This window comes from Sanguibacter sp. HDW7 (assembly GCF_011300875.1).
In the GTDB taxonomy this organism is placed as follows: Bacteria; Actinomycetota; Actinomycetes; order Actinomycetales; family Cellulomonadaceae; genus Flavimobilis.
The window spans coordinates 2,520,898-2,542,364 of the sequence record NZ_CP049862.1; the positions used below are offsets into that span (position 1 = coordinate 2,520,898).

General features: G+C 72.3%; 20 protein-coding genes, 1 tRNA gene and 1 pseudogene. 11 read left to right on the plus strand and 11 right to left on the minus strand.

From position 1 onward, the window contains the following. The first annotated feature begins 20 nt into the window (after positions 1–20). Entirely contained in the window at positions 21–1,238 is a 1,218-nt protein-coding gene (locus G7063_RS11465; protein WP_166414508.1) for a pyridoxal phosphate-dependent aminotransferase, read from the plus strand. 88 nt (positions 1,239–1,326) lie between these two features. Here G7063_RS11465 and G7063_RS11470 read toward each other — a convergent pair whose 3' ends face one another. The 3 genes from G7063_RS11470 to G7063_RS11480 form a co-directional block, all read right to left on the minus strand. Then, positions 1,327–2,253 (minus strand): LysR family transcriptional regulator substrate-binding protein, encoded by a 927-nt coding sequence (locus G7063_RS11470; RefSeq protein WP_240916054.1) that lies wholly within the window; start codon positions 2,251–2,253, stop codon positions 1,327–1,329. Positions 2,254–2,333: 80 nt separating this feature from the next. After that, entirely contained in the window at positions 2,334–3,095 is a 762-nt protein-coding gene (locus G7063_RS11475; RefSeq protein ID WP_166414509.1) for an ABC transporter permease, read from the minus strand. 73 nt (positions 3,096–3,168) lie between these two features. Further along, entirely contained in the window at positions 3,169–3,891 is a 723-nt protein-coding gene (locus G7063_RS11480; protein ID WP_166414510.1) for an ABC transporter ATP-binding protein, read from the minus strand. Positions 3,892–4,095: 204 nt separating this feature from the next. Here G7063_RS11480 and G7063_RS11485 point away from each other — a divergent pair, with 204 nt between their 5' ends. From G7063_RS11485 to G7063_RS15300, 4 genes are all read left to right on the plus strand, one after another. Further along, entirely contained in the window at positions 4,096–5,364 is a 1,269-nt protein-coding gene (locus G7063_RS11485) for a sensor histidine kinase (RefSeq protein ID WP_166414511.1), read from the plus strand. 124 nt (positions 5,365–5,488) lie between these two features. Continuing rightward, positions 5,489–6,157: a response regulator transcription factor gene (locus tag G7063_RS11490; RefSeq protein WP_166414512.1), complete on the plus strand. Its 669-nt coding sequence runs from the start codon at positions 5,489–5,491 to the stop codon at positions 6,155–6,157. Between the two features lie 136 nt (positions 6,158–6,293). Then, positions 6,294–6,701 (plus strand): DUF5997 family protein, encoded by a 408-nt coding sequence (locus G7063_RS11495; protein ID WP_206188271.1) that lies wholly within the window; start codon positions 6,294–6,296, stop codon positions 6,699–6,701. A gap of 46 nt (positions 6,702–6,747) precedes the next feature. Continuing rightward, on the plus strand, positions 6,748–8,205 hold the full coding sequence (locus tag G7063_RS15300; RefSeq protein ID WP_240916055.1) for a class I SAM-dependent methyltransferase: 1,458 nt from the start codon (positions 6,748–6,750) through the stop codon (positions 8,203–8,205). A 47-nt stretch (positions 8,206–8,252) separates the two neighbouring features. Here G7063_RS15300 and G7063_RS11505 read toward each other — a convergent pair whose 3' ends face one another. Next, entirely contained in the window at positions 8,253–8,531 is a 279-nt protein-coding gene (locus tag G7063_RS11505; RefSeq protein WP_166414514.1) for a hypothetical protein, read from the minus strand. A 56-nt stretch (positions 8,532–8,587) separates the two neighbouring features. Next, positions 8,588–9,457: an LLM class flavin-dependent oxidoreductase gene (locus G7063_RS11510; protein WP_166414515.1), complete on the minus strand. Its 870-nt coding sequence runs from the start codon at positions 9,455–9,457 to the stop codon at positions 8,588–8,590. A gap of 365 nt (positions 9,458–9,822) precedes the next feature. Here G7063_RS11510 and G7063_RS11515 point away from each other — a divergent pair, with 365 nt between their 5' ends. After that, the gene (locus tag G7063_RS11515; RefSeq protein ID WP_166414516.1) at positions 9,823–11,991 is read left to right on the plus strand and encodes an HNH endonuclease signature motif containing protein; all 2,169 of its coding nucleotides are present in this window, start codon (positions 9,823–9,825) and stop codon (positions 11,989–11,991) included. 180 nt (positions 11,992–12,171) lie between these two features. Here G7063_RS11515 and G7063_RS11520 read toward each other — a convergent pair whose 3' ends face one another. The 3 genes from G7063_RS11520 to G7063_RS11530 form a co-directional block, all read right to left on the minus strand. Further along, positions 12,172–12,573, minus strand: a complete 402-nt coding sequence (locus G7063_RS11520) for an FKBP-type peptidyl-prolyl cis-trans isomerase (RefSeq protein WP_166414517.1) — start codon at positions 12,571–12,573, stop codon at positions 12,172–12,174. A 278-nt stretch (positions 12,574–12,851) separates the two neighbouring features. Continuing rightward, positions 12,852–13,685 carry a Bax inhibitor-1/YccA family protein gene (locus tag G7063_RS11525; protein WP_166414518.1) on the minus strand — a complete coding sequence of 278 codons (834 nt, stop codon included), beginning with the start codon at positions 13,683–13,685 and terminating at the stop codon, positions 12,852–12,854. Positions 13,686–13,878: 193 nt separating this feature from the next. Then, positions 13,879–13,952: transfer RNA gene (locus G7063_RS11530), tRNA-Leu, on the minus strand. Positions 13,953–14,080: 128 nt separating this feature from the next. Between G7063_RS11530 and G7063_RS11535 the strand changes: the two genes are divergently transcribed. After that, positions 14,081–14,347: an HPr family phosphocarrier protein gene (locus G7063_RS11535; protein WP_166414519.1), complete on the plus strand. Its 267-nt coding sequence runs from the start codon at positions 14,081–14,083 to the stop codon at positions 14,345–14,347. Positions 14,348–14,585: 238 nt separating this feature from the next. Here the strand turns inward: G7063_RS11535 and ptsP are convergent, their stop codons facing one another. Next, positions 14,586–16,259, minus strand: a complete 1,674-nt coding sequence (gene ptsP / locus G7063_RS11540; RefSeq protein ID WP_166414520.1) for a phosphoenolpyruvate--protein phosphotransferase — start codon at positions 16,257–16,259, stop codon at positions 14,586–14,588. Next, the gene (locus G7063_RS11545; protein ID WP_166414521.1) at positions 16,256–17,698 is read right to left on the minus strand and encodes a PTS transporter subunit EIIC; all 1,443 of its coding nucleotides are present in this window, start codon (positions 17,696–17,698) and stop codon (positions 16,256–16,258) included. The genes ptsP and G7063_RS11545 overlap by 4 nt, the downstream gene beginning before the upstream one ends. A 258-nt stretch (positions 17,699–17,956) precedes the next feature. On the opposite strand from G7063_RS11545, the gene G7063_RS11550 reads away from it, so the two are divergent. The 4 genes and pseudogenes from G7063_RS11550 (at position 17,957) to G7063_RS11565 (ending at position 19,844) form a co-directional block, all read left to right on the plus strand. Beyond that, positions 17,957–18,820, plus strand: coding sequence for a GntR family transcriptional regulator (locus G7063_RS11550; RefSeq protein ID WP_166414522.1), 864 nt, complete (start codon positions 17,957–17,959; stop codon positions 18,818–18,820). Beyond that, positions 18,817–19,062 (plus strand): glucose PTS transporter subunit EIIB, encoded by a 246-nt coding sequence (locus G7063_RS11555; RefSeq protein ID WP_166414523.1) that lies wholly within the window; start codon positions 18,817–18,819, stop codon positions 19,060–19,062. Before G7063_RS11550 ends, G7063_RS11555 begins: the two co-directional genes overlap by 4 nt. A 78-nt stretch (positions 19,063–19,140) precedes the next feature. Further along, positions 19,141–19,383, plus strand: a pseudogene (locus G7063_RS11560) (glucose PTS transporter subunit EIIB); the annotation flags it as partial. Continuing rightward, complete coding sequence (locus tag G7063_RS11565) at positions 19,380–19,844, plus strand: PTS glucose transporter subunit IIA (protein WP_240916056.1); 465 nt, start codon at positions 19,380–19,382, stop codon at positions 19,842–19,844. The pseudogene G7063_RS11560 and the gene G7063_RS11565, both read left to right, overlap by 4 nt. Before the next feature lie 107 nt (positions 19,845–19,951). On the opposite strand, the gene G7063_RS11570 is transcribed toward G7063_RS11565, so the two are convergent. After that, entirely contained in the window at positions 19,952–21,409 is a 1,458-nt protein-coding gene (locus G7063_RS11570; protein WP_166414525.1) for an NAD(P)/FAD-dependent oxidoreductase, read from the minus strand. Positions 21,410–21,467 lie beyond the last annotated feature (58 nt).

Sequence of the window (21,467 nt, forward strand, 5' to 3'; positions counted from 1 at the left end):
CGCTGTGCCACCATGGCGGGGTGCGCAAGATCACGCAGTCCAAGAAGCTGAAGAACGTCCGCTACGACGTCCGGGGTCCGATCCTCGTCGAGGCCCAGCGCCTCGAGTCGCTCGGCAACAAGATCCTCAAGCTCAACATCGGCAACACGGCACCCTTCGGTTTCGAGGCACCGCCGACGATCCTCGCCGACATGATCCAGCACCTGCCCGAGGCCCAGGGGTACTCGGACTCGCGCGGCATCTACTCGGCGCGCACCGCGGTCGCGCAGTACTACCAGTCGCGCGGCCTCGTCGACACGCACGTCGAGGACGTCTTCATCGGCAACGGCGTCTCCGAGCTCATCACGATGGTCCTGCAGACGTTCGTCGACGACGGCAACGAGATCCTCGTGCCGGCGCCGGACTACCCGCTGTGGACGGGCGCGGTGACGCTCTCGGGCGGTACCCCCGTGCACTACCGGTGCGACGAGGAGAACGGCTGGAACCCGGACCTCGCCGACATCGAGTCGAAGATCACGAAGAACACGCACGGCATCGTGCTCATCAACCCGAACAACCCGACGGGCGCCGTCTACTCGGAGGACGTCGTCAAGGGCATCGTCGACATCGCACGACGCCACGACCTCGTCATCTTCTCCGACGAGATCTACGAGAAGATCCTCTACGACGACGCGACGCACCACCACACAGCGACGTACGCGGGCGACGACGTCCTCTGCCTGACGTTCTCGGGCCTGTCGAAGGCGTACCGGGTGTGCGGCTACCGGGCGGGCTGGCTCATGATCTCGGGCCCGACGCACCTCGCGACGGACTTCCTCGAGGGCCTCACCCTCATGGCGAACATGCGCATGTGCGCGAACGTCCCGGCGCAGCACGCGATCCAGACGGCGCTCGGCGGCTACCAGTCGATCAACGAGCTCATCGTCCCCGGCGGGCGCTTCTACGACCAGATGATGCTCGCTGACAGGCTCCTCAACGAGATCGAGGGCGTGAGCAACGTGCGGCCGCAGGGCGCGCTGTACTGCTTCCCGAAGATCGACACGGAGATGTTCGGGATCGCCGACGACCAGGAGTTCGTCCTCGACCTCCTGCGCAACAAGCACATCCTCGTGACGCACGGGACGGGCTTCAACTGGTTCGAGCCCGACCACTTCCGTCTCGTGTGCCTGCCTGACGAGGACGTGCTCACCGAGGCGATCGGGCGCATCGCGGAGCACCTCGACGAGATCCGGCGCTGACCGCGGCGACTGCATCGACAGCGCCGAGCGGCGGACGGACGACGGCTCCTCACCCTGCACGGGTGGGGAGCCGTCGTTCTGCGTGCGGCTATCGGCCGCGCTTGGTGCCCTTGCCCTTGGCGCGGCTCTGGTCGCCGCGCTTGCGCTGCTGGGCGGCGGTGCGGTCGGCCTGGGCGCGCGCGGCAGCGTTCTTCTTGCGCCGGGCCTCGCCCGTCCGGGTGAGCGCGGTGGTCCCGGCCGTCGCACCGCCCTTGCGCTCGGCCCCGTCCTGCGCCGCCTGATCCTGCGCGGCCGCGCCGCGCGAGCTGTTGACCGAGCGCCCCCGGACGATGCCGACGAGCTCCTCGCACAGCGGGTCGCCGTCGAGCGCGGGCCACGCGAGGCTCACGCCCGAGGTCGGGCCACCGGCGAGCGGCACGGCGACGACGTCGCGCCGGTGGTGCAGGCGCGCCAGGGACATCGGCAGGACGACGACGCCGACGCCCGACGCGACGATCTCGACGGCCTCCTTGGCGTGCGCGGGCCGCATGTAGCCGGGCTCGCCCGGTGGCGTGCCGCTGATCGTCGCAGGCTCGGCCCCCGACGCGAGGGCGTCCCAGTCGAAGCGGTCGTCGAGCGGGTGCCACACGGTCTCGTCGGCGAGCTCCTCGAGCGTCACCTCGTCGGCGAGCGAGAGCAGGTGCTCCTTGCCGACGACGACCACGGGGACCTCGTCGTACAGGGGGATCGCATGGAGGATGCGCTCGTAGCCGTCGTGCGTCGCGGCGGGCCGGCGCACGAGCGCGGCCTCGACCTGCCCCGCACGGACAGCCTCGCCGGCGTCGTCGGACTCGAGCGGCACGAGGTCGAGCGGGACGGTGAGGCGCGCGCGCCAGGTCCGGATCCACTTCGCGGGGTTGACGCCCGGGACGTAGCCGAGCCGGAAGGCCCTGCGCCCGTCGGGCCGAGCGACCTCGATCGGACTCCCCTCGGGCTGGGTGTCCTCGGGCTGGGTGTCCTCCGGGGCGTCGTTCACTCGTCCAGCGTATCCGGACACGCGTGACGGTCGGGGTCCGCACGCGGACCCCGACCGTCACCGCACCCGGCACCTGCGTGTCAGAGGTCGCCCTTGAGGAGCCTCCAGACGCCGATCGCGCCCGGCAGGAGGATCCAGATGGCCGACGCGGAGGCGAGCTGCGCCCACTCCGTGCCGGTGAGGCTCAGCCCTTCCATGAGGGGCACCGTCGCGCTGGACAGCTCGAACCAGGGCAGGGCGTCGCGGATCGCCGAGATGAACATCGTCACGAAGGCGAACAGCGACGGCAGGAGGAGGTACGCGACGATCGCGAGGGGCGTCGAGCGCAGCAGCAGACCGAACGCGGTGCCCTGGAGGACGACGAGCACGAGCGTGACGAGTGCGCCGACGAGCACTCCGCCGTCGACGTCCCACACGGCCGTCTCACCACGCATCGCCGCCGCGAGGAGCACCGTGGTGGCCGCGACGACGAGCGCGACGACCACGAGGACGGCCGTCATCGTGAGGGCGGCAGCGATCTTTGCGGCGACGACGCGACCGCGCCGCGGCTCGAGCGCGAACGTCACGGCGAGCGTGCGCTGCGAGAACTCGGACGTCACGGCGAGGATCGCGAGGATCGGCATGAACATCGCCAGGCCCATGGACACGGAGCTGCCCAGGAGCGTCCCGAACGTCAGCGTCTGCTCGCCGGGCCAGATCGCGATGACGGCCGACATGCCGACGACCACGAGCGCGATGAGGCTGAGGAAGACGACGCCCGCGCGGGTGTCGACGATCTTGCGGTTCTCCGCGTTCCACGTGCGCAGGAACGGGACGGGGGCGTGTGCGAGCAGGGCGCTCATCGGTGGATCTCCTTGCTGGACGGTGCGGGGGCGGGCGTGGCGGGTCGGCTGGGCCGGGCGGCGGCGCCCGCGCTCACGGCTCGACCCGTTCGCGGTCGGTGCCGAACGTGAGGCGCACGAACGCCTCCTCGAGGTTGCCGTCGGACTCGACGAAGCTCGCGACGGTGCCCTGCGCGAGGACGCGGCCCTGACCGACGATGACGATGTCGTCGCAGACCGTCTCCATCTCCGTGAGGAGGTGGCTCGAGAGCAGGACGGTGCGTCCCTCGGCAGCGAACTCCCGCAGGAGGGTGCGCATCCAGCGGATGCCCATGGGGTCGAGCCCGTTGGCCGGCTCGTCGAGGACGACGACCTCGGGGTCGCCGAGCAGCGCGAGCCCGAGGCCGAGCCGCTGGCGCATGCCGAGCGAGTAGGTGCGGGTCCGTCGCTTCGCCTCGGCCGGGGTGAGGCCGACGATCTCGAGGACGTCGTCGACGCGCGTCGCGGGCAGCCCGAGGATGCCGGCGGCGAGCCGCAGCTCCTCGTAGCCGGTGCGACCGGCGTGGAGCGCGTCGGCGTCGAGCATCGTGCCGACGTTGCGACCGGGGTTGGGCAGGGAGGCGTAGGGGCGGCCGGCGATCGTCACGCTCCCCGACGTCGGGCGGACGAGCCCGACGAGGGTGCGCAGCGTCGTGGTCTTGCCGGAGCCGTTCGGGCCGAGGAGGCCCGTGACGCGGCCGGGGAGGGCCGAGAACGAGGCGTCGTCGACCGCGGTGACACGGCCGAAGCGCTTGGTGAGGTGCGTGACTGTGATCATGGCTCTACGTTCCCGTCGGGGAGGGCGGCCAGGCATCGGTCGGGCGTCGCCCGGCGGGGTGACGGCGGTCGACGGCTGCACCGCCGTCGGTCGCAGCAGACCCCGCCCGAGGTCGCGTGTGTCCGACCCAGGTAGCGGGTCCCCGGCTGGCCTGCGGTCCCCGGGACGCTGCCGGACGGCGGCGTCGTTCCGTAGGCTCGTGCCGTGCGTCTTCCCCCTGCCCTGGCTCGGCTCGCGGCCAAGCCACCCGTCCCGGCCCCGCCGCTCACGGCGTGGGGACGCACGTGGCGCTTCGTGATCGTCGTCAGCGGCGCATTCCTCACGTTCGGCTTCTCCCTGCCCGAGTCCGCCGGCACCGCGGTCGAGTACACGACGACGCCCCGCGAGAGCCTGGACCTCGCCCTCGGCGTCCTGTCGTGGGTGCTCATCTGGTTCCGGCGCCGCTGGCCGCTGACGATCGCCGTCGTGCTGCTCCTCGTGTCGGCCTTCTCCATGACGGCCGCCGTGGCCGCGACGCTCGCGGTCGTCTCCGTGTGCGCCCGCCGTCGGGCGATCGAGGTCGTCCCCGTGACGGTGCTGTACTTCCTCACGTCGGTCACGTCGTTCTACGCCGTCGAGGGTCTCGTCGAGCTGCGGTGGTGGGTCGTCCTCCTCAGCCAGATCGTCTCGACGGTCCTCGCCGTCGGCATCGGGCTCTACATCGGTGCGCGCCGCGAGCTCGTGTGGACGCTGCAGTCGCGCGCCGAGGCCGCCGAGCAGGCCCGTGCGACCGACGCGGAGCGCGCGCGGGCGCAGGAGCGCGCGGCGATCGCGCACGAGATGCACGACGTCCTCGCGCACCGCGTCTCGCTCGTCGCGATGCACGCCGGCGCTCTCGCCTACCGCACGGACCTGTCGCCCGAGGAGGTGCGCGAGTCGGCCGGCATCGTCCGCGACAACGCGCACCGCGCGCTCGAGGAGCTCCGCGAGGTGCTCGGCGTCCTGCGTGTCGGCACCGAGGCGAGCGCGACCGACGCCCCGCAGCCGACGATCGAACGCATCGACGACCTCGTCGCGGACGCGCGGGCGCTCGGCTCGCACGTCGACTTCGGCATGACACCGTCCGTCACCGACGAGGCCGCGACGCTCGCCGGCTCGACGGCCCGCACCGCGTACCGCGTCGTCCAGGAAGGGCTGACGAACGCGCGCAAGCACGCACCCGCGTCGCCGGTCGTCGTACGCGTCGTCGGGTCGCCCGACGACGGGCTCACCGTCATGGTCCGCACGCCCGGCACGCAGAGGGCGTTCGGCCGTCCGGCGCGCGCCGACGCCACGTCGGTGCTCGCGTCCTCCCTCGACTCGCGCCTGCCGTCGTCGGGGCACGGGCTGCGCGGGCTGCACGAGCGCGTGACGCTCCTCGGCGGGACGCTCGACGCCGGGGACGACGCGACCGGCGGGTTCGTCGTCCAGGCATGGCTGCCGTGGTCGCGGTGAGCGCGCCCGGGCCGGACGCCCACGCGGCCGCCGCACCCGTCGCGCCGCCGGGGTCCCGTGCGGCCTCCGCGCCGCGGTCGGCAGTCCCGGGCCACGCCGTACCGCGCATGAGACGCTGTCCGTCATGACCGCTCCCGCGACCTCCCGCGTGCGTGTCGTCGTCGTCGACGACGACGCGCTCGTCCGCTCCGGCCTGCGCATGATCCTCGGCGGGTCGCGCGAGCTCGAGATCGTCGGCGAGGCCGCCGACGGGCTCGAGGCCGAGGACGTCGTCGCGGCCACGTCCCCCGACCTCGTGCTGCTCGACGTGCGCATGCCGCGCCGCGACGGGCTCGCGACGGCCCGGGTGCTGCGGTCTCGCTGGCCGGCGCTGCGCGTGCTCGTCCTCACGACGTTCGACACGGACGACACCGTGCTCGAGGCCCTGCGGCACGGGGCCGACGGGTTCCTCCTCAAGGACACCCCGCCCGACCGGCTCGTCGACGCCGTCCTGCGCACGGCCGCGGGCGAGCCGACCCTCTCCCCCGCCGTGACGAGCCGGCTCATCGCCGCAGCGACGGGCGACAGCCCGACGCGCTCCGCCGAGGCCCTCGAGCGGCTCGCGCGGCTCACGGAGCGTGAGCACGAGGTCGCGCTCGCCGTCGCCCGCGGCCTGTCGAACACCGAGGTCGCCGCCGAGCTGTTCATGAGCGTGCCGACCGTGAAGTCGCACGTCGGGCGCATCTTCACGAAGCTCGAGGTCGACAACCGCGTGCAGATCGCCAACTGCGTGCGCGACGCCGGGCTCGGCTGAGCGCCCCTCCTCGGGCCTCTCCCGCGACGTCGGAACGCCCTGCGTGGTCGAGGCCACGCCGCGTGGTCCCTCGCCCCGTCACCCTGCCCGCGCACCGCTCGGTAGGATGGTCCCCGTGAGCAAGCACCCTCAGGCGATGAAGGCCGCGACCGCGGCGAAGAAGCTGGGCGTCTACCTGCCCGCGACGCCGGAGGAGTTCCAGCAGCGCTTCATCACGCGCGACGAGCTCGACGCGTGGCAGACAGACCCCCCGCAGTGGCTCGTCGAGCTGCGCCAGGACGGCCCGCACCCGCGGCCCGTCGTCGCGGCGCGCCTCGGCGTCTCGATCTCGGGCCTCGCGCGCGGCGGCGTCTCGGACGCGCTGACGTCCGAGCAGATCGTCGCGCTGCGCGAGAAGAACCCGGACTGGCTCGTGCGCGAGCGCAAGATCCAGGCCGAGGTCCGCGCCGAGGAGGAGCGGGTCCGCGAGCGTGACGCCAAGCGTGCGCTCAAGGCCGCGCCCGCCGCCGACAAGCACCCGAAGGGCGCTCCGCGCGGGCACTGAGCCCGCCGCGCAGGCCTGCCCGCACCGCGTGCGGGAGAATCGACGCATGCCCCTCGACCTCCCGGACGACCTCGACGCCGTGCTCGACCTCCTGTGTCGGCGACCTGACGTCGAGGCGCCCGAGCTCGTCGCCGTCGACGCGGCCGACCGGCTCGTCCTCGCGGAGGCGCGGGCCCTGCTGGCGGCAGCGGGACCAGGCGACGTCGCGGTCCTCGACGACGACTACGGTGCCCTCGCCCTCGGGGCCCTCGCCCTCGGGGCGCCCGACGTGCGGGTCGCGACCGACACCGTGACGAGCGAGCGGGCGCTCCTCCTCAACGCGGCGAACGTCGCAGCAGCAGAGATTGCGAGGGTCGCAGCGGGCATCGCGCCCGACTCGGCCGCGGACCCCACGTCGACCTCTCCGTCAGGGACCCCCGCCCTTCGCGAGCCGTCGCTCCGCCACCGACTGACCGTCCACGACCCCCTCTCTCCTGCCGTCGTCGCGGGTGCACGGATCGTCCTCGCGCGGCTCCCCCGCTCGCTCGACGCGCTCGCCGAGCTGGCCGACCTCGTCGCCGACCACACCGCCCCGGACGTCGTGCTCCTCGCGACGGGTCGCCTCAAGCACATGAGCCGCGGCATGAACGACGTGCTCGCCGTGCGGTTCGGTGAGGTCACGGCCACGCTCGCGCACGGCAAGGCCCGTGCGCTCGTCGCGCAGCGACCCACGGCGGCGACAGCGGGCCACCACGCGTTCCCGCGCCGGGCACGGGTCGAGATACCGGCGGGCGCGGGCATCGACAGGGCAGGCGTCAGCAGCGCAGGTGTCACCACGCTCGGCGTCGCCTCCTCGCTCGAGGTCGTCGCGCATGGCGCCGCGTTCGCGGGGACGACGCTCGACATCGGGACGCGTGCCCTGCTCGACGTCCTGGGCGAGCTCGTCCACGGTCTCGAGACGCATCGGGGCGGCAGAGGCACGAAGCCGTCGGGCAGCGCTGAGTCGTCGAGTATCACAGAGCCGTCGAGCATCACGACGTCGTCGGGAAGCACGACGTCGTTCTCCTCACCGTCGCCCTCCGTCGGGCCCTTCTTCCGTGTGCTCGACCTCGGCTGCGGCACTGGCGTGCTCGCGACGGCCGTCGCGCTTCGTATCCCGGGCGCGTCAGTCGTCGCGACGGACCGTTCCGCGGCTGCGGTGCTCTCGGCCGCGGCGACCGCCGCAGCGAACGGCGTCGGCGACCGCGTCGCGACCTTGCGTGACGACGCGGCGGCGTCCGTGCCGGACGGCTCGGTCGACGTCGTCGTCTGCAACCCGCCGTTCCACGCGGGCGCGGTCGTCAGCACCGACATCGCCGAGGCGATGTTCCGGGCGGCCGCGCGCGTCCTGCGGCCGGGCGGCGAGCTGTGGGTCGTGTGGAACTCGCACCTGCGCTACCGGCCGTCGCTCGAGCGGGTCGTCGGCCCGACGGAGCAGGCCTCGCGCACACCGAAGTTCACGGTGACGAGGTCGGTCAAGCGCTGAGGCGCCCAGGCCCCGCCGCAGCCACGACGACGCGCACGGCAGCCGCGTCATCGCACGCGCGCCGTCGCTGGCGCATCGTCGCCCGCCATCGCTGGCGCTTCGTCGGGCGCGTCGTGGGACGCGTCTTCGAGCGCGTCGTCGGGCGCGTCTTCGCGCGGGTCGTCGGGCGGGTCGTCGGGCGCTTCGTCGGGCGCTTCGTCGGGCGCTTCGTCGGGCGCTTCGTCGGGCGCTTCGTCGGGCGCTTCGTCGGGCGCTTCGTCGGGCGCTTCGTCGGGCGCTTCGTCGGGCGCTTCGTCGGGCGCTTCGTCGGGCGCTTCGTCGGGCAAACCTACCCGCGCGGGCGAGCACGGCCGCGCCCTCGTACTCAGCCCCGCCCTCGTGCTCAGCTGAGCGTGAGCCGCTCGATGATCTCGGGGTCGCCCGCGTAGATGCCGTCGGCGCGCGGTCGGTGCACGACGACGTCGGTGAAACCGAGCTCGGCGGCCCGCCCGACCATGTCGTCGAACTTGCCGACGGACTCGAGCGAGTACGTGAACGTGTCGAGGTTGAGGTAGCGCGGGAAGAGCTCGTGGTCGACGATCGCGTCGGCGCGACCGGCGCGCACGAGGGCGCTGTCGAGGCACGCGGAGAGCGTCGCGAGGCTCGCCCACCAGGCGTCGACGTCGCCGACCTGCTCGATGCCCGTCGTCACCCAGCCCTGGCCTCGGCGGACGACGACGTCGAGAGCACGTGGGCCGTTGCCCGCCACGAGCAGGGGCGGCGGCCCGGCGAGCGGTCCGGGGTAGGTGCGTGCGTCGACCGCAGTGTAGAACTCGCCGCTGTGGTCGGTGACGGGCTCCGTGAGCATCGTCGTGAGGAGGCCGAGGAACTCGTCGAGCCGTCGGACCTTCTGCCCCGGCGTGAGGGGTTCGTCGCCGAGCACCGCGGCGTCGAAGCCGCCACCGCCCGCGCCGAGGCCGAGGAGCACGCGGCCGCCGGAGATGTCGTCGAGCGTGAGGACGTCCTTCGCGAACGTCACCGGGTGGCGGTAGTTCGGGGTCGCGACGAAGGTGCCGAGCGGGATCGTCGTCGTCGCGAGGGCAGCGGCCGTGAGCGTCGGGACGGTGGCGAACCAGGGTTCGTCCGCGAGGGAGCGCCAGGCGAGGTGGTCGTAGGTCCAGGCGTGGGCGAAGCCGAGGTCCTCGGCGGCGCGCCACAGGGGCGCGGCCTCGGACCAGCGGAACTGGGGCAGGATGCACAAGCCGACTCGCATGGTTCGAGCGTAGCCGCGGCGCCCGCGTGGTCACGTCCCTTGACGCCTCAACGACGCTGAGCTCCCTCGAAGGGTCGGGGTGCCGCGCTCCCCTGGCGCGTCGGGGTCGCCGCGCTCTCGTGGCGCGTCGGGGTCACCGTGCCCTCTTGCGCGTCGGCGCCGCAGTGCCTTCTTGGCACGTCAACGACGCCTCGCGGCGCACGCACGCACTCACCCCGCACCTCGGCTGACCCCACCCCCGCACACTCCTCGCTCGGGTTGCGGTCGAACTCGCGTTCGATAGAATAGTGCGCATGGCGGACGAATCGGGTTGCGACGCACGTGACCGCAGAAGCGCTCCCCCACTCGAGGGCCACGAGGCCTGGGTGGCGGAGGGGCTCCGCCTGCGCGAGGTCCAGGACCTCGTCCTGCGCGTCGTCGAAGAGGCCGAACGCACCATCCGGACCGCCTCGGCCATGAAGGCCCGCGCTCTCTCGCACCTCGGCGTCCTCGCGGACCAGGAGGCGGCTCACGCCGAGCGCGTCGACGACGTCGCGCTCGCGTCGTCGCGCGCGGTCGAGGCCGCGCACAGATCGGGCATCGCCGAGGTCGCGACCGCGCTCCATATGCCCGAGGGGACGGTGCGACGTGCCTGGGAGGACGCACGGACGGCCACGGAGGAGCACCCCGCACTGTGGCGGGCGCTCCTCGACGGACACGTCTCTGAGCGCCACGTCCGCGTCGCCCTCGAGGAGCTCACGACACTGCCCGTCGCGGCGCGCGGACCGCTCGAGGCCGAGATCCTCGCGAAGGCCCCCAACGTGACAGCAGCAAGCCTCCAGGTCTTCGCCCGGCGTCGCCGCGAGCTGCGGCACCCGGAGTCGGTCGACGTGCGGCACCGGCGGGCGCGGGCCAGCAGGCATGTGCTCCTCGCACCGCCCCGCGACGGCATGTCGACGCTCACCGCGCACCTGCCCGCCGTCGCTGCGCACGCGATCTACAACCGCTGCACCGACGCCGCGATGGCCGTGCAGGCTCCCGACGACCCCCGCACGCTCACCCAGCTGCGGGCCGACGCCTTCATGGCGTACGCGCTCGCCGACGGGGCACTGCTCGTGACCGGCTCCGGCACGCCTCGCCCCTCAGCAGGTCCCAGCACCGACACGCACGGCGCTGATCTTGCCCTCACAGACACAAGCGGCGCCGACGGCAGCAGCGGCAGCGGCAGCGGCAGCGGCAGCGGCAGCGGCAGCGGCAGCGGCAGCGGCAGCGGCAGCGGCAGCGTAGGCGTTCAGGGCCACGGCGCGGCGGGCGACGCTGCTGCGAGCAATGCGGCTCCGGGCAGCGAAACACAAGGCCGCGGGGCGCAAGAACGCGACAGACGGATGCTCGAGGCCGCCTACGTCGAGTCGCTCGGCGACGACGACGCCCACGCCGCATCGGCTGCGTGCGACATCGACATCTACGGGATCGTCCCGACTGTCGCAGTGCTCGTCCCGGTGGACTGGCTCGCGGACGACGCGGCCACGACGGCTACATGCACGGCCCACCGACGTGCAGCCGGGGCTCCCCCGGACGGCACGTTGCACGATGGAGCGTTGCAGCACGATGGTGCGTTGAGCGATGGCGCGCTGCAGGACGGTTCGGCCGACCACTTCGAACCGCCGGACGACCCTGTCCAGCACAGCAACCGGCGCGCCAAACGCCTCGTGCCCATTCCCGTGGGCGAGATCGTCGGGGCCGGACCGATCGACCGCGAGGCAGCCCGGGCGCTCGTCGCCCAGAGCTCTTCGCTCCGGAGGATCCTCACCGACCCTCACACCGGTGTGCCGCTCGACATGTCCCGCTCGACCTACAGAGTCCCCGCGCACCTGCGCGCCTTCACCCAGCTGCGCGACGCGACGTGCAGGTTCCCGTCGTGCCGTCGCCGCGCCGAGGCGTGCGACCTCGACCACGTCGAGGCCTGGGAGGAAGGAGGGGCGACGTCCGCGTCGAACCTCGCCCACCTGTGCCGCATGCACCACCGCCTCAAGCACGCCGGCGCATGGTCGGTCCAGGTTGTCGATGACGCCCGGGCCACAAGACTGCGCGACGCCCTCAGAGCAGACGAGGCTCGTGGGGCTGGCAGCGCTGGCCTCCCGGGCCATCCGGGCCACACGGGCCGCGACGGCGTTGGTTGTGAGAGCGCCGACTGTGACAGCGTCGGCCGCGACGGGCAGCACGGGCGCCCAGGTGGACGGCTCACTCCGTCGACGCTCCGGTGGACGTCGCCCACGGGACGGACAAGCACGACCCGCGCCTCGCTCGATCCGACCTTCGACGACGCGCCCAAGAAGCGAGCATCCGAGGAACGCACGTCCAAGGAACACCTGTCCATGGAACGCGCGTCCGAGGGACAGGCGTCCGAAGAACACGTGTCCGAGGGACACGTGTCCGAAGACCGCGCGTCCGAAGAACGTCCTGCCGCCTCGGGCCCACCGGCGACCCCGGCGGCCCCGGACTCACCGGCGACCCCGGCCTCGCCGGACTCGCCAAGTACCGATGTCCCGTTCTGACCGCGGCTGGTCATTACCGAGCACGACCGACGGTCCTGGACCGAGACAGGCGAACGCCTCGCCTCCTGGAACACCGCGAGACGCTTATCCCCAGGAGAGTCGTGGTCGCACTGCTTCCGGGAACGCCTCAGGGGCGGCCCGGACGGACCGCCCCTGAGGGGAAGAGCTGCGAGCCGAGGCTCAGTTGGTGCCGAGGATGTCGACGACGAAGACGAGGATGTCGTCGCCACCGATGCCGGCCTGCGGCACGCCGCGCGAGCCGTAGCCGTGGTGCGGCGGGATCGACAGGAGGACGCGCGAGCCGATCTGCTTGCCGACGAGGCCCTGGTCCCAGCCGCCGATGACGCGGCCGATGCCGATGGGGAAGTCGATCGCGGAGCCGCGGTCGTAAGAGTTGTCGAAGACGTGTCCGCCCCACGTCTGGCCGAGGTAGTTGACGACGATGTTGTCGCCGGCCTCGATGGTGTCGCCCGTGCCCTGGACGAGGACCTGGACCTCGAGCTCGGCCGGAGCCTCGGTGTCGGGGAAGGTCAGCACCGGCTTGTCGCCGAAGCCGCCGGATGCCTGGGGAAGGGTAGCCACGGTGTCGAACCTCTCGTCGTGGTGGGGCCTCGCGGTCGCGGGGCCTCGGTCAAGGGTAGTAGGCGCGGCGGCGGTCCACACGCGCGGAACTCACGGGCAGGACGACGGCCCCCACACCACAAGCACACCGGCAGGGCGACGGGCCCCACGCCATAAGCACGCCGGCGGGGCGACGTTCCGGCTCTCGAACGGCTCGAGCCCGGGCCCGGCCGGCACGCAGCGACGCGGGCGCCCCGGAGATCCGGGACGCCCGCGTCGGAAGTGCTGGTGAGCGAAGGTCAGTCGCGACCGGAGAGGATCGCGAAGATGCGCAGGAACTCGACGTAGAGCCAGACGAGCGTGACGACGAGGCCGAACGCGAAGGTCCAGGCGAGGTTGCGCGGGACGCCGACCTCGACACCGTGCTTGATCTGCTCGAAGTCCATGACGAGCGAGTAGGAAGCGAGGAGCACCGCGACAGCACCGATGATGACACCGAGCGGGAGGCCGGCGATCGAGACGTCGGAGCGCATGCCCCACGCGCTGTCCGTCGCGCCGAAGAGCATCATGCCGAGGTTGACGAGCGAGAATGCCGCGTAGGAGATCATCGCGATGAAGAACATCTTCGTGAGCTTGGGCGACGTGCGGAGCTTGCCGCTCTTGAAGCCGACGAGCACGACGCCGAACGTCACGACGGTCGCGATGAGCGCCTGCATGGCGACGCCCGGGTAGATCGTGTCGAGGAACACCGAGAGGCCCCCGAGGAACACGCCCTGGGCGGCCGCGTAGCCCATGATGAGCGCGGGGCTCGGGGTGCGCTTGAAGATGTTGACGAGTGCCAGGACGAAGCCGACGATCGCGCCACCGATGTAGAGGCCCGGCATCGAGGGCGACAGCTGCCACGAGACGGCGGCCGCGATGACGACGAGGGCGAGGAGCCCACCGGTCTTGACGATGACGTCGTCGTACGTGAGCCGGTTCGTCTGCACGGGCGACGCCGACGGCTGCGCGTACATGTTCTCGAGCGTCGCGGCGGAGGCCGCGGTGCCGTAGTCGTAGCCCTGGGCCTGGTTCCCGCGCTGCTGCACGGGGTCCCGGAAGGCCCGGCTCGACGTGAAGACGGGGTTGCTCACTGTTCCTCCTGGCAGTCGTGACAGGCCGGTCGGTCGTCCGGGCTGCTTGCGTTGATGCGCGTCCTGTGGGTGGAACGCACGCGGGTCGCACTTCGTTCCCGCTCGTCCCGACATATGCGGGACGAGGATCAGCATGCCAGGGACGACGGACATCGGGCGACGGACATCGGGACGATGCCCGCGACGTCGCCGGTGCCCCCGGTGGGACTCGAACCCACACTGCGTCGGGTTTAAGCCGACTGCCTCTGCCGGTTGGGCTACGGGGGCGCTGGGCCTGGCCGGCGCAGCACGCACGATCGTCCCACGGAACAGGTCACACCCGCTGGTCTAGACCAGCGGAGCGAAAGTCGCCTAGGATCGGCAGGACACAAGAACCGGAGCGAAGGAGCTCGACCATGGAACGTACCGTCACCGTCGCGATTCTCGAGGGCCTGCACGCCCGCCCCGCCGCGATGTTCGTCCAGGAGGCCGGCAAGCAGCCCGTGCCCGTGACGATCTCGCGCGGCGAGGACGAGCCCGTCGACGCCGCCTCGATCCTCGGCGTCATGACGCTCGGCGCCGCTGCCGGCGAGGTCGTCACGCTCCGCACCGAGGGCGACGGGCCCGACGACGTCGCCGCGATCGACGCGCTCGAGGCCTTCCTCAGCCAGGAGACCATCTGAGCCGCAGCATCGCTGCACGCCTGAACATCAGAGCTTCTGCGCACCAGAGCATCTGAGCGGCACGGGACCTGCACGGCCGGTGCGCGAGGCGCGCATCGCGTGCAGGACCAGCCGCAGCACGACGACGGGGCCGGCGAGGAGAAGATCCTCGCCGGCCCCGTCGTCGTACTTCGAGTGCTGACCTGCTGAGACAACCGTCGGGCTGCCCGAGCCGTCAGGCCACAGAACCGTCGGGCCGCTAGAGCCCGAGCTCCGCGAGCGCCGGGATCCCGGCGCGGACGACTGACCTCGCCGCCACAGCATCGGGCTGCGCGAGCGCGAGCTGCGCGAGACTCTCGCACGTCGCGTGGTCGACGGACGCGAGCACCGCTGCGACGTCGGCGAGCGCGCGCGGCGTCATCGACAGCGACGTCACGCCGAGCCCGACGAGAACGACGGCGAGCGCCGGGTCGCCGGCAGCCTCGCCGCACACGCCGACGGGCGCCGAGCCAGCCGCTCCCCCGCGGCAGGTCGCCGAGACAAGCTGAAGCACAGCAGGCTGCCAGCCGGTCGAGAGACCGGCGAGTGCCGCCGTCTCGCGGTCGGCCGCCATGCAGTACTGCGTGAGGTCGTTCGTGCCGATCGACGCGAACGACGCCCGGGCGAGGATGTGCTCGGACTGCAGCGCCGCGGCGGGCACCTCGACCATGACGCCAGCGGTCGTGAGGCCGTGGGCCGCGCAGCGGTCTACGAACTCCTCGGTCTCGGCGACGGTCGCGACCATGGGCGCCATGACCCACACGTCGGCGGTCTCGGCGGCTGCCGCCGCCGCGATCGCCTCGAGCTGACGCTCGAGCACGTCGGGGTGGTCGACGGCCGTGCGCAGGCCGCGCACCCCGAGCGCCGGGTTGGGCTCGTCGTCGGCCGTGACGTATGCGAGCGGCTTGTCGGCGCCCGCGTCGAGCGTGCGGATGACGACCTTGCGGCCCGGGAACCTCGACAGGATCGTGCGATAGGCGTCGACCTGCTCCTCGACGCTCGGCTCGTCTGCGCGGCCGAGGAAGCAGAACTCGGTGCGGAAGAGGCCGACGCCCTCGGCGCCCGCCGTGACGGCCGCGTCGGCGCCCTGGGCGTCCGCGACGTTGGCGAGCAGCGCGACGGGATGGCCGTCGGACGTGCGCCCGTGGCCGTCGAACGTCCGCACGACGCCCGCGAGCGCCGCGACCGCGGCGACGTCGGCGTCCGACGGAGCGGTGTCGACGGTGCCCTCGGCGCCGTCGACGAGCACCGTCGTGCCGTCGGGGATGGCCGTCGCACCGGCGCACGCGACGATCGCGGGGATGCCGAGCGAGCGGGCGAGGATCGCGGTGTGCGACGTGGGGCCGCCCCCAGCCGTGACGATCGCGAGGACCTTCTCCGGGTCGAGCGTCGCCGTGTCGGCGGGCGCAAGGTCGGTCGCGGTGAGGACGAACGGCGAGCCCGGGTCGGGCACGCCCGGCGCGGGCAGGCCGCGCAGCGCGGCGACGATGCGGTCACGCACGTCACGCGCGTCGCGGGCACGCTCGGCCATCATGCCGCCGAGCCCCTCGAGCTGGACGGCGATCGCCTCGGCAGCGTCCCACACGGCACGCTCGGGGGTCGCCCCGTCGTCCGTGATGCGCTTTGCGGCACCCTTGGCGAGCGTCGGATCACCGGCCATCGCGGCCGTCACGGTGAGGACGTCGGCCGCCGCACCGTGGGCGCGTCCGGCCCGGTCGAAGAGGTCGGCCTGGACCGCCGAGACGGCGGTCGCGACCTGCGCGACCGCCGTCTCGGCGTCGATCCCGGCCGATCTGGGCGCCTGCGAGGGCTCAGGGACAGGGGCCGGCATCGCGTGCACGACGCCGACGACCCGCCCAGGGCTCACAGGCACCCCGGTCAGCATCGAGGTCATGCAGTGTCACCCCCGGAGGTGGTCCTGCCCGCACCGCTCGTGGCCGCGCCACCGGTGGGGTCGTCCGCGACGAGCGCGGCCGTGTCGACACCCTCGACGCCCTCGTCCTCACGACCAGGGGTCTTGAGGTTCCACTTCGTGATGACGAAGCGGAAGAGGAAGTAGTAGATGACCGCGAACACGAGGCCGACGACGACGATGCCGACCGGGTTCTCCGCGATGTTCCAGTTGAGGAGGAAGTCGATCGCACCGGCCGAGAAGCCGAAGCCGGAACGCATCTCGAGCGCGTTGACGATCGCGAGCGACGCACCGGTGAGCACGGCGTGGATCGCGTAGAGCGGGTAGGCGACGTAGACGAACGCGAACTCGAGCGGCTCGGTGACACCCGTGACGAACGCGACGAGGGCAGCGGAGCCCATGATGCCCGCGATGACCTTGCGGTTCTGCGGCTTGGCCGTGTGGACGAACGCGAGGGCAGCGGCCGGCAGCGCGAACATCATGATCGGGAAGAAGCCGGCCTGGAACATGCCTGCGGTCGGGTCGCCCGCGAGGAAGCGCGGGATGTCGCCGTGGACGACGTTGCCGGCCGCGTTCGTGAAGTCACCGAACTGGAACCACGGCATCGAGTTGAGCAGGTGGTGGAGGCCGAAGGGCACGAGCAGGCGGTTGAGCGTTCCGAAGACGAAACCACCCACGACGGCCGAGCCGGTGACCCAGTCGCCGACCGCGGTGAACGCGGCGTCGAACGCCGGGTAGATGAAGGCGGCGAGGACGCCGATGAGGACGGCGGCACCGGCCGTGACGATCGGCACGAAGCGGCGACCGCCGAAGAACGCGAGGTACGCGGGGAGCTTGATGCGGTAGTACTTCTGGTAGAGCACCGCAGCCGTGAGGCCGATGACGATGCCACCGAGGACGCCGTAGTTGATGAGGGCCTGGGTGGGTGCCCCAGCCCCCGCGTCGACACCTGCTTGGACGAGCGCCGTGTAGTCGCCGCCCTGCGCGGCGGTGAGAGCCGCCGGGTCGACGCCCTTGAGCACGTCTCCTGACACGACGGCGTCAGGCTTGCCGAGGATGTAGGGCGACATCGCCTTCGTGACACCCGTGAAGACCAGGTAGCCGATGATCGCGGCGAGGCCCGTCGAGCCGTCGGACTTGCGCGCGTAGCCGATCGCGACACCGATCGCGAAGAGGATCGGCAGGTTGTCGAGGAGCGCGCCACCGGCGGCGGCAAGGACGGCAGCGACGGGAACGAGCCAGTCGGCGCTCTTGCCGAGGCCGTCGGCGCCGAGCATGTCGGGCTGGCCCAGTCGCAGGAGCAGCGCCGCTGCGGGCAGCGAGGCGATGGGAAGCATGAGGGAACGTCCCACGCGCTGCAGCTGGGCGAAACCGGGAATGGTCCGCTTCGCGCGTGGGGCGGTCTGGTCGACCGTGGTCATGGCACTCCTTCGGGTCACGTCGCGGCGAGGCATCGGTGCGTCGTCGGACGATGGTCGTGAGGTGGTTCGCGTGGAGCCTTGTGGTGCAGCGGCGGCGACCGTCGTCGGCCGTCCCCCAGGTCCTGGCGTAGAGTCGTGGGACAAGTTGTCTGGACCACTTGCCACCACAGTGGTCTAGACATGATGATGTGTCAAGCGCTCCGACGACGGAGTTCGCGTCCCGACGGAGGGACGACCGAGGGAGGGGGAAGCACCACCATGACGCCGCAGCAGGCAGCGCGCCGCCACAAGCACCTCGTCGTGCGCGACTACCTCGCCGAGCTCATCGCCACCGAGCTCGAGGTCGGCGACGCCGTGCCCTCCGAGCGCGCCCTCACCGAGCGCTTCGACGTCTCCCGCATGACCGTCCGCCAGGCCCTCGACGCCCTCGTCGCCGAGGGCACGCTCGTCCGCGAGCAGGGCCGCGGCACCTTCGTCGCCCCCCGCCACGCCGACTTCGAGATGCGCCTCACGACGTTCGGCGAGGAGTCCCGCCGGCGCGGCCTCGAGCCCGGCGCCCAGGTCCTCCAGGCCGACACCGTACCCGCCGGCCCCCGCGTCGCCCGCGCCCTCGACCTCCCCGAGGGCGCGCCCGTGCACCACGTCTCCCGCCTCCGCACCGCCGACGGCACCCCCATGAGCATCGAGACCTCGTGGATCCCCGCGCACCTCGCCCCCGACCTCCTCGCCGACGGCGTCCCCGACAGCCTCTACGCCGTCCTCCGCGAGCTCAACCTCGGCCCCACCTGGGGCGAGGACGCCCTCCAGGCCGCCGACGCCACCACCACCGAGGCCGAACAGCTCGGCATGACCACCTCGCGTGCCGTCATGCGCACCCAGCGACGCTCCTACTCGGGTCAGACCGCAGTGATGTTCACGCAGTCGACCTTCCGCGGCGACCGCTACAGCGTCATCGTCCCCCTGCGCGAGGCCCGTCCCATGCTCGTCCCCCGGCCTCCCCGTGCCACCCAGCACGGACCCGGTGCGGTCGAGCCCGTCGCCGCCCAGCTCGCACCCGCCACGCTCGCACCGGCCCCGCTCGTACCAGCCCCGTTCGCCACCACCCCGGAAGGAGTCTCATGAGCACGTCCGACCAGGAGCGCGCCGCCGCGATCCTCGCCGCGCTCGGCGGCGTCGACAACATCGTCGAGATCGACCCGTGCACCACCCGTCTCCGAGCGCTCGTCACCGACCCCGCCGTCGTCGACACCGCCGCGCTCAGGGCCGCAGGCGCCTACGGCGTCGCACACCACGGCCGCGTCATCCAGGTCGTCGTCGGACCCGAGGTCGACACGATCGCCTCAGCGCTCGACGACCTCATGTAGCGCACCGAACACCCCGGCATCCCGGCATCCCGGGCACCAACCGTGCCCGTCGCCCGTTGACCCAGCACCACCGCACCCAAGGAGCACACCATGAGCAAGGCCTCCCAGATCCTCGCAGCCCTCGGCGGAGACGCGAACATCGTCGACCTCGAGCCCTGCATCACCCGCCTGCGCGTCGAGGTCGAGGACCCCTCGCTCGTCAACGAGGCCGCGCTCAAGGCCGCCGGCGCGATCGCCGTCGTCATGGGCGGCGACGCCGTCCAGGTCATCGTCGGACCCGAGGCCGACACCCTCGCCTCCGACATCGAGGACCTGCGGTGACCGCACCCCTCGAGGTTCTCGCGGCCGTCGCGGGCCGCACCATGGCGATGTCCGAGGTCGACGACCCCGTCTTCTCCGCGGGCTACGTCGGACCCGGCGTCGCCATCGTCCCCGACCCCGAGCGCGGCCGCGACGCCGTCGCCCCCATCGACGGGACGATCGTCAAGGTCCACCCCCACGCGTTCGTCGTCAAGGGCGACGACGGCCGCGCCGTCCTCGTCCACCTCGGCATCAACACCGTCCAGCTCGAGGGCGAGGGCTTCACCGTCCACCGTCAGCAGGGCGACGTCGTCGCGCGCGGCGACGTCCTCATCACGTGGGACCCCGCCGCGGTCGAGGCAGGCGGCCGCTCCGCCGTCTGCCCCGTCGTCGCGCTCGAGGCCCCGGCCGACGCCCTCACCGGGACGCCCGCCGACGGCAGCGACGTCACCGCGAGCGACACTCTGTTCGTCTGGGGCTGAGCAGAGCAGGACGGAACTCCGAACACGGCACGACGACGAAGGGCCAGGACGTTGAGAGATCAACGTCCTGGCCCTTCGTGGTGACGGGCAGCCCCTGAGGGGAACCGTCAGGCCTTGTCGTCGGCCTTCGGATCCGCGGCGAGCGTCGGAGCGTCGGGCGACGTCGCCGCCGCCTCGGCGGGCTTGGGCGCAGGCGGCTGCGAGGCCGCACGGAACGCGGCACGCGGGTCGTGGATCGACCCGAGCGAGACGACCTCACGCTTGAGGAACAGCGCACCGGTCCAGCCCGCCATGATGCGGACCTTGCGGTTCCACGTCGGCATCGCCATGACGTGGTACGTCCGGTGCAGCACCCACGCGAACCAGCCGCGCACCTTGATGCGCCCGAACATCTGCGCGACGCCCTGGTACATGCCGAGCGACGCGACCGCGCCGACGTTGCGGTGCGAGTACTCCGTCGGGCCGACCGAGCGCAGGCCCTTCGCGAGGTTCTCGCCGAGGCGGTTCGCCTGACGGATCGCGTGCTGCGCGTTGGGCGGGCACGTGCCGCCCGTGACGAGGTCGGGGACCGCGGCGCAGTCGCCCGCCGCCCACGCGTCGGGCACGACCGTGCCGTCCGCGTCGACGACCTGGAGGTACGAGTTCGTCGTCACGCGACCGAGCTTGTCGAGCGGCAGGTCCGAGTCCTTGAGGACCGGGTTCGCCTTGACGCCCGCGGTCCACACGACCGTGTCCGCGTCGAACTCCTGGCCGTTCGACAGGACGATGTGCCCGTCGACGCACGAGCTGAGGAACGTCGAGAGGTAGATCTCCATGTCGCGCTTGCGCATCTGGTCGAGCGTGTAGCCGCCGAGCTCCGCGGACACCTCGGGCAGGATGCGCGGCGAGCCCTCGACGAGCACGAACCGCAGGTCCGACGCGTCGATCTCGGGGTAGTACCTCACGGCCGCGCGCGCCATGGACTCGACCTCGCCGATCGCCTCGACACCCGCGAAGCCGCCCCCGACGAAGACGAACGTCAGCATGCGCCGGCGCGTGGCCGGGTCCCACGTCGAGCTCGCGACGTCGATGCGGTTGAGGACCTGGTTGCGGACCGCGACCGCCTCCTCGACCGTCTTGAAGCCGATCGCCGTCTCCGCGAGGCCCGGGATCGGCAGCGTGCGCGACACGGCGCCGAGGCCGACGACGAGGTGGTCGTAGCGGATCGTGTAGGTCTCGCCCGACTCGGGCGCGATCGTCACGCGACGGTTCGCGTGGTCGATGTGCGTGACCATGCCCTGGAGCAGGTCGACGCCCTTGACCGCGCGGCGCAGAGGCGCGACGCCGTGACGGCCGTCGATCGAGCCGGCCGCGACCTCGGGCAGGAACGGCTGGTACGTCATGTAGGGGCGCGGGTCGACGACGACGATCGCCGCCTCCCGCCCACCGAGGCGCTTGCGGATGCGGCGGGCCGAGTAGAGGCCGACGGAGCCGCCGCCGAGCACGACGATGCGGGGCACCTTGCGGGACGTGGGCGCGGCCGACTTTTGGGCGCGCGAAACCTCGGTCAGATCATCCTGGGGCATAAGGACATCCTAACGCCGCCCCCTGCGCGCGCCCCAGAGTGTTTCGTCACGCGGGCAG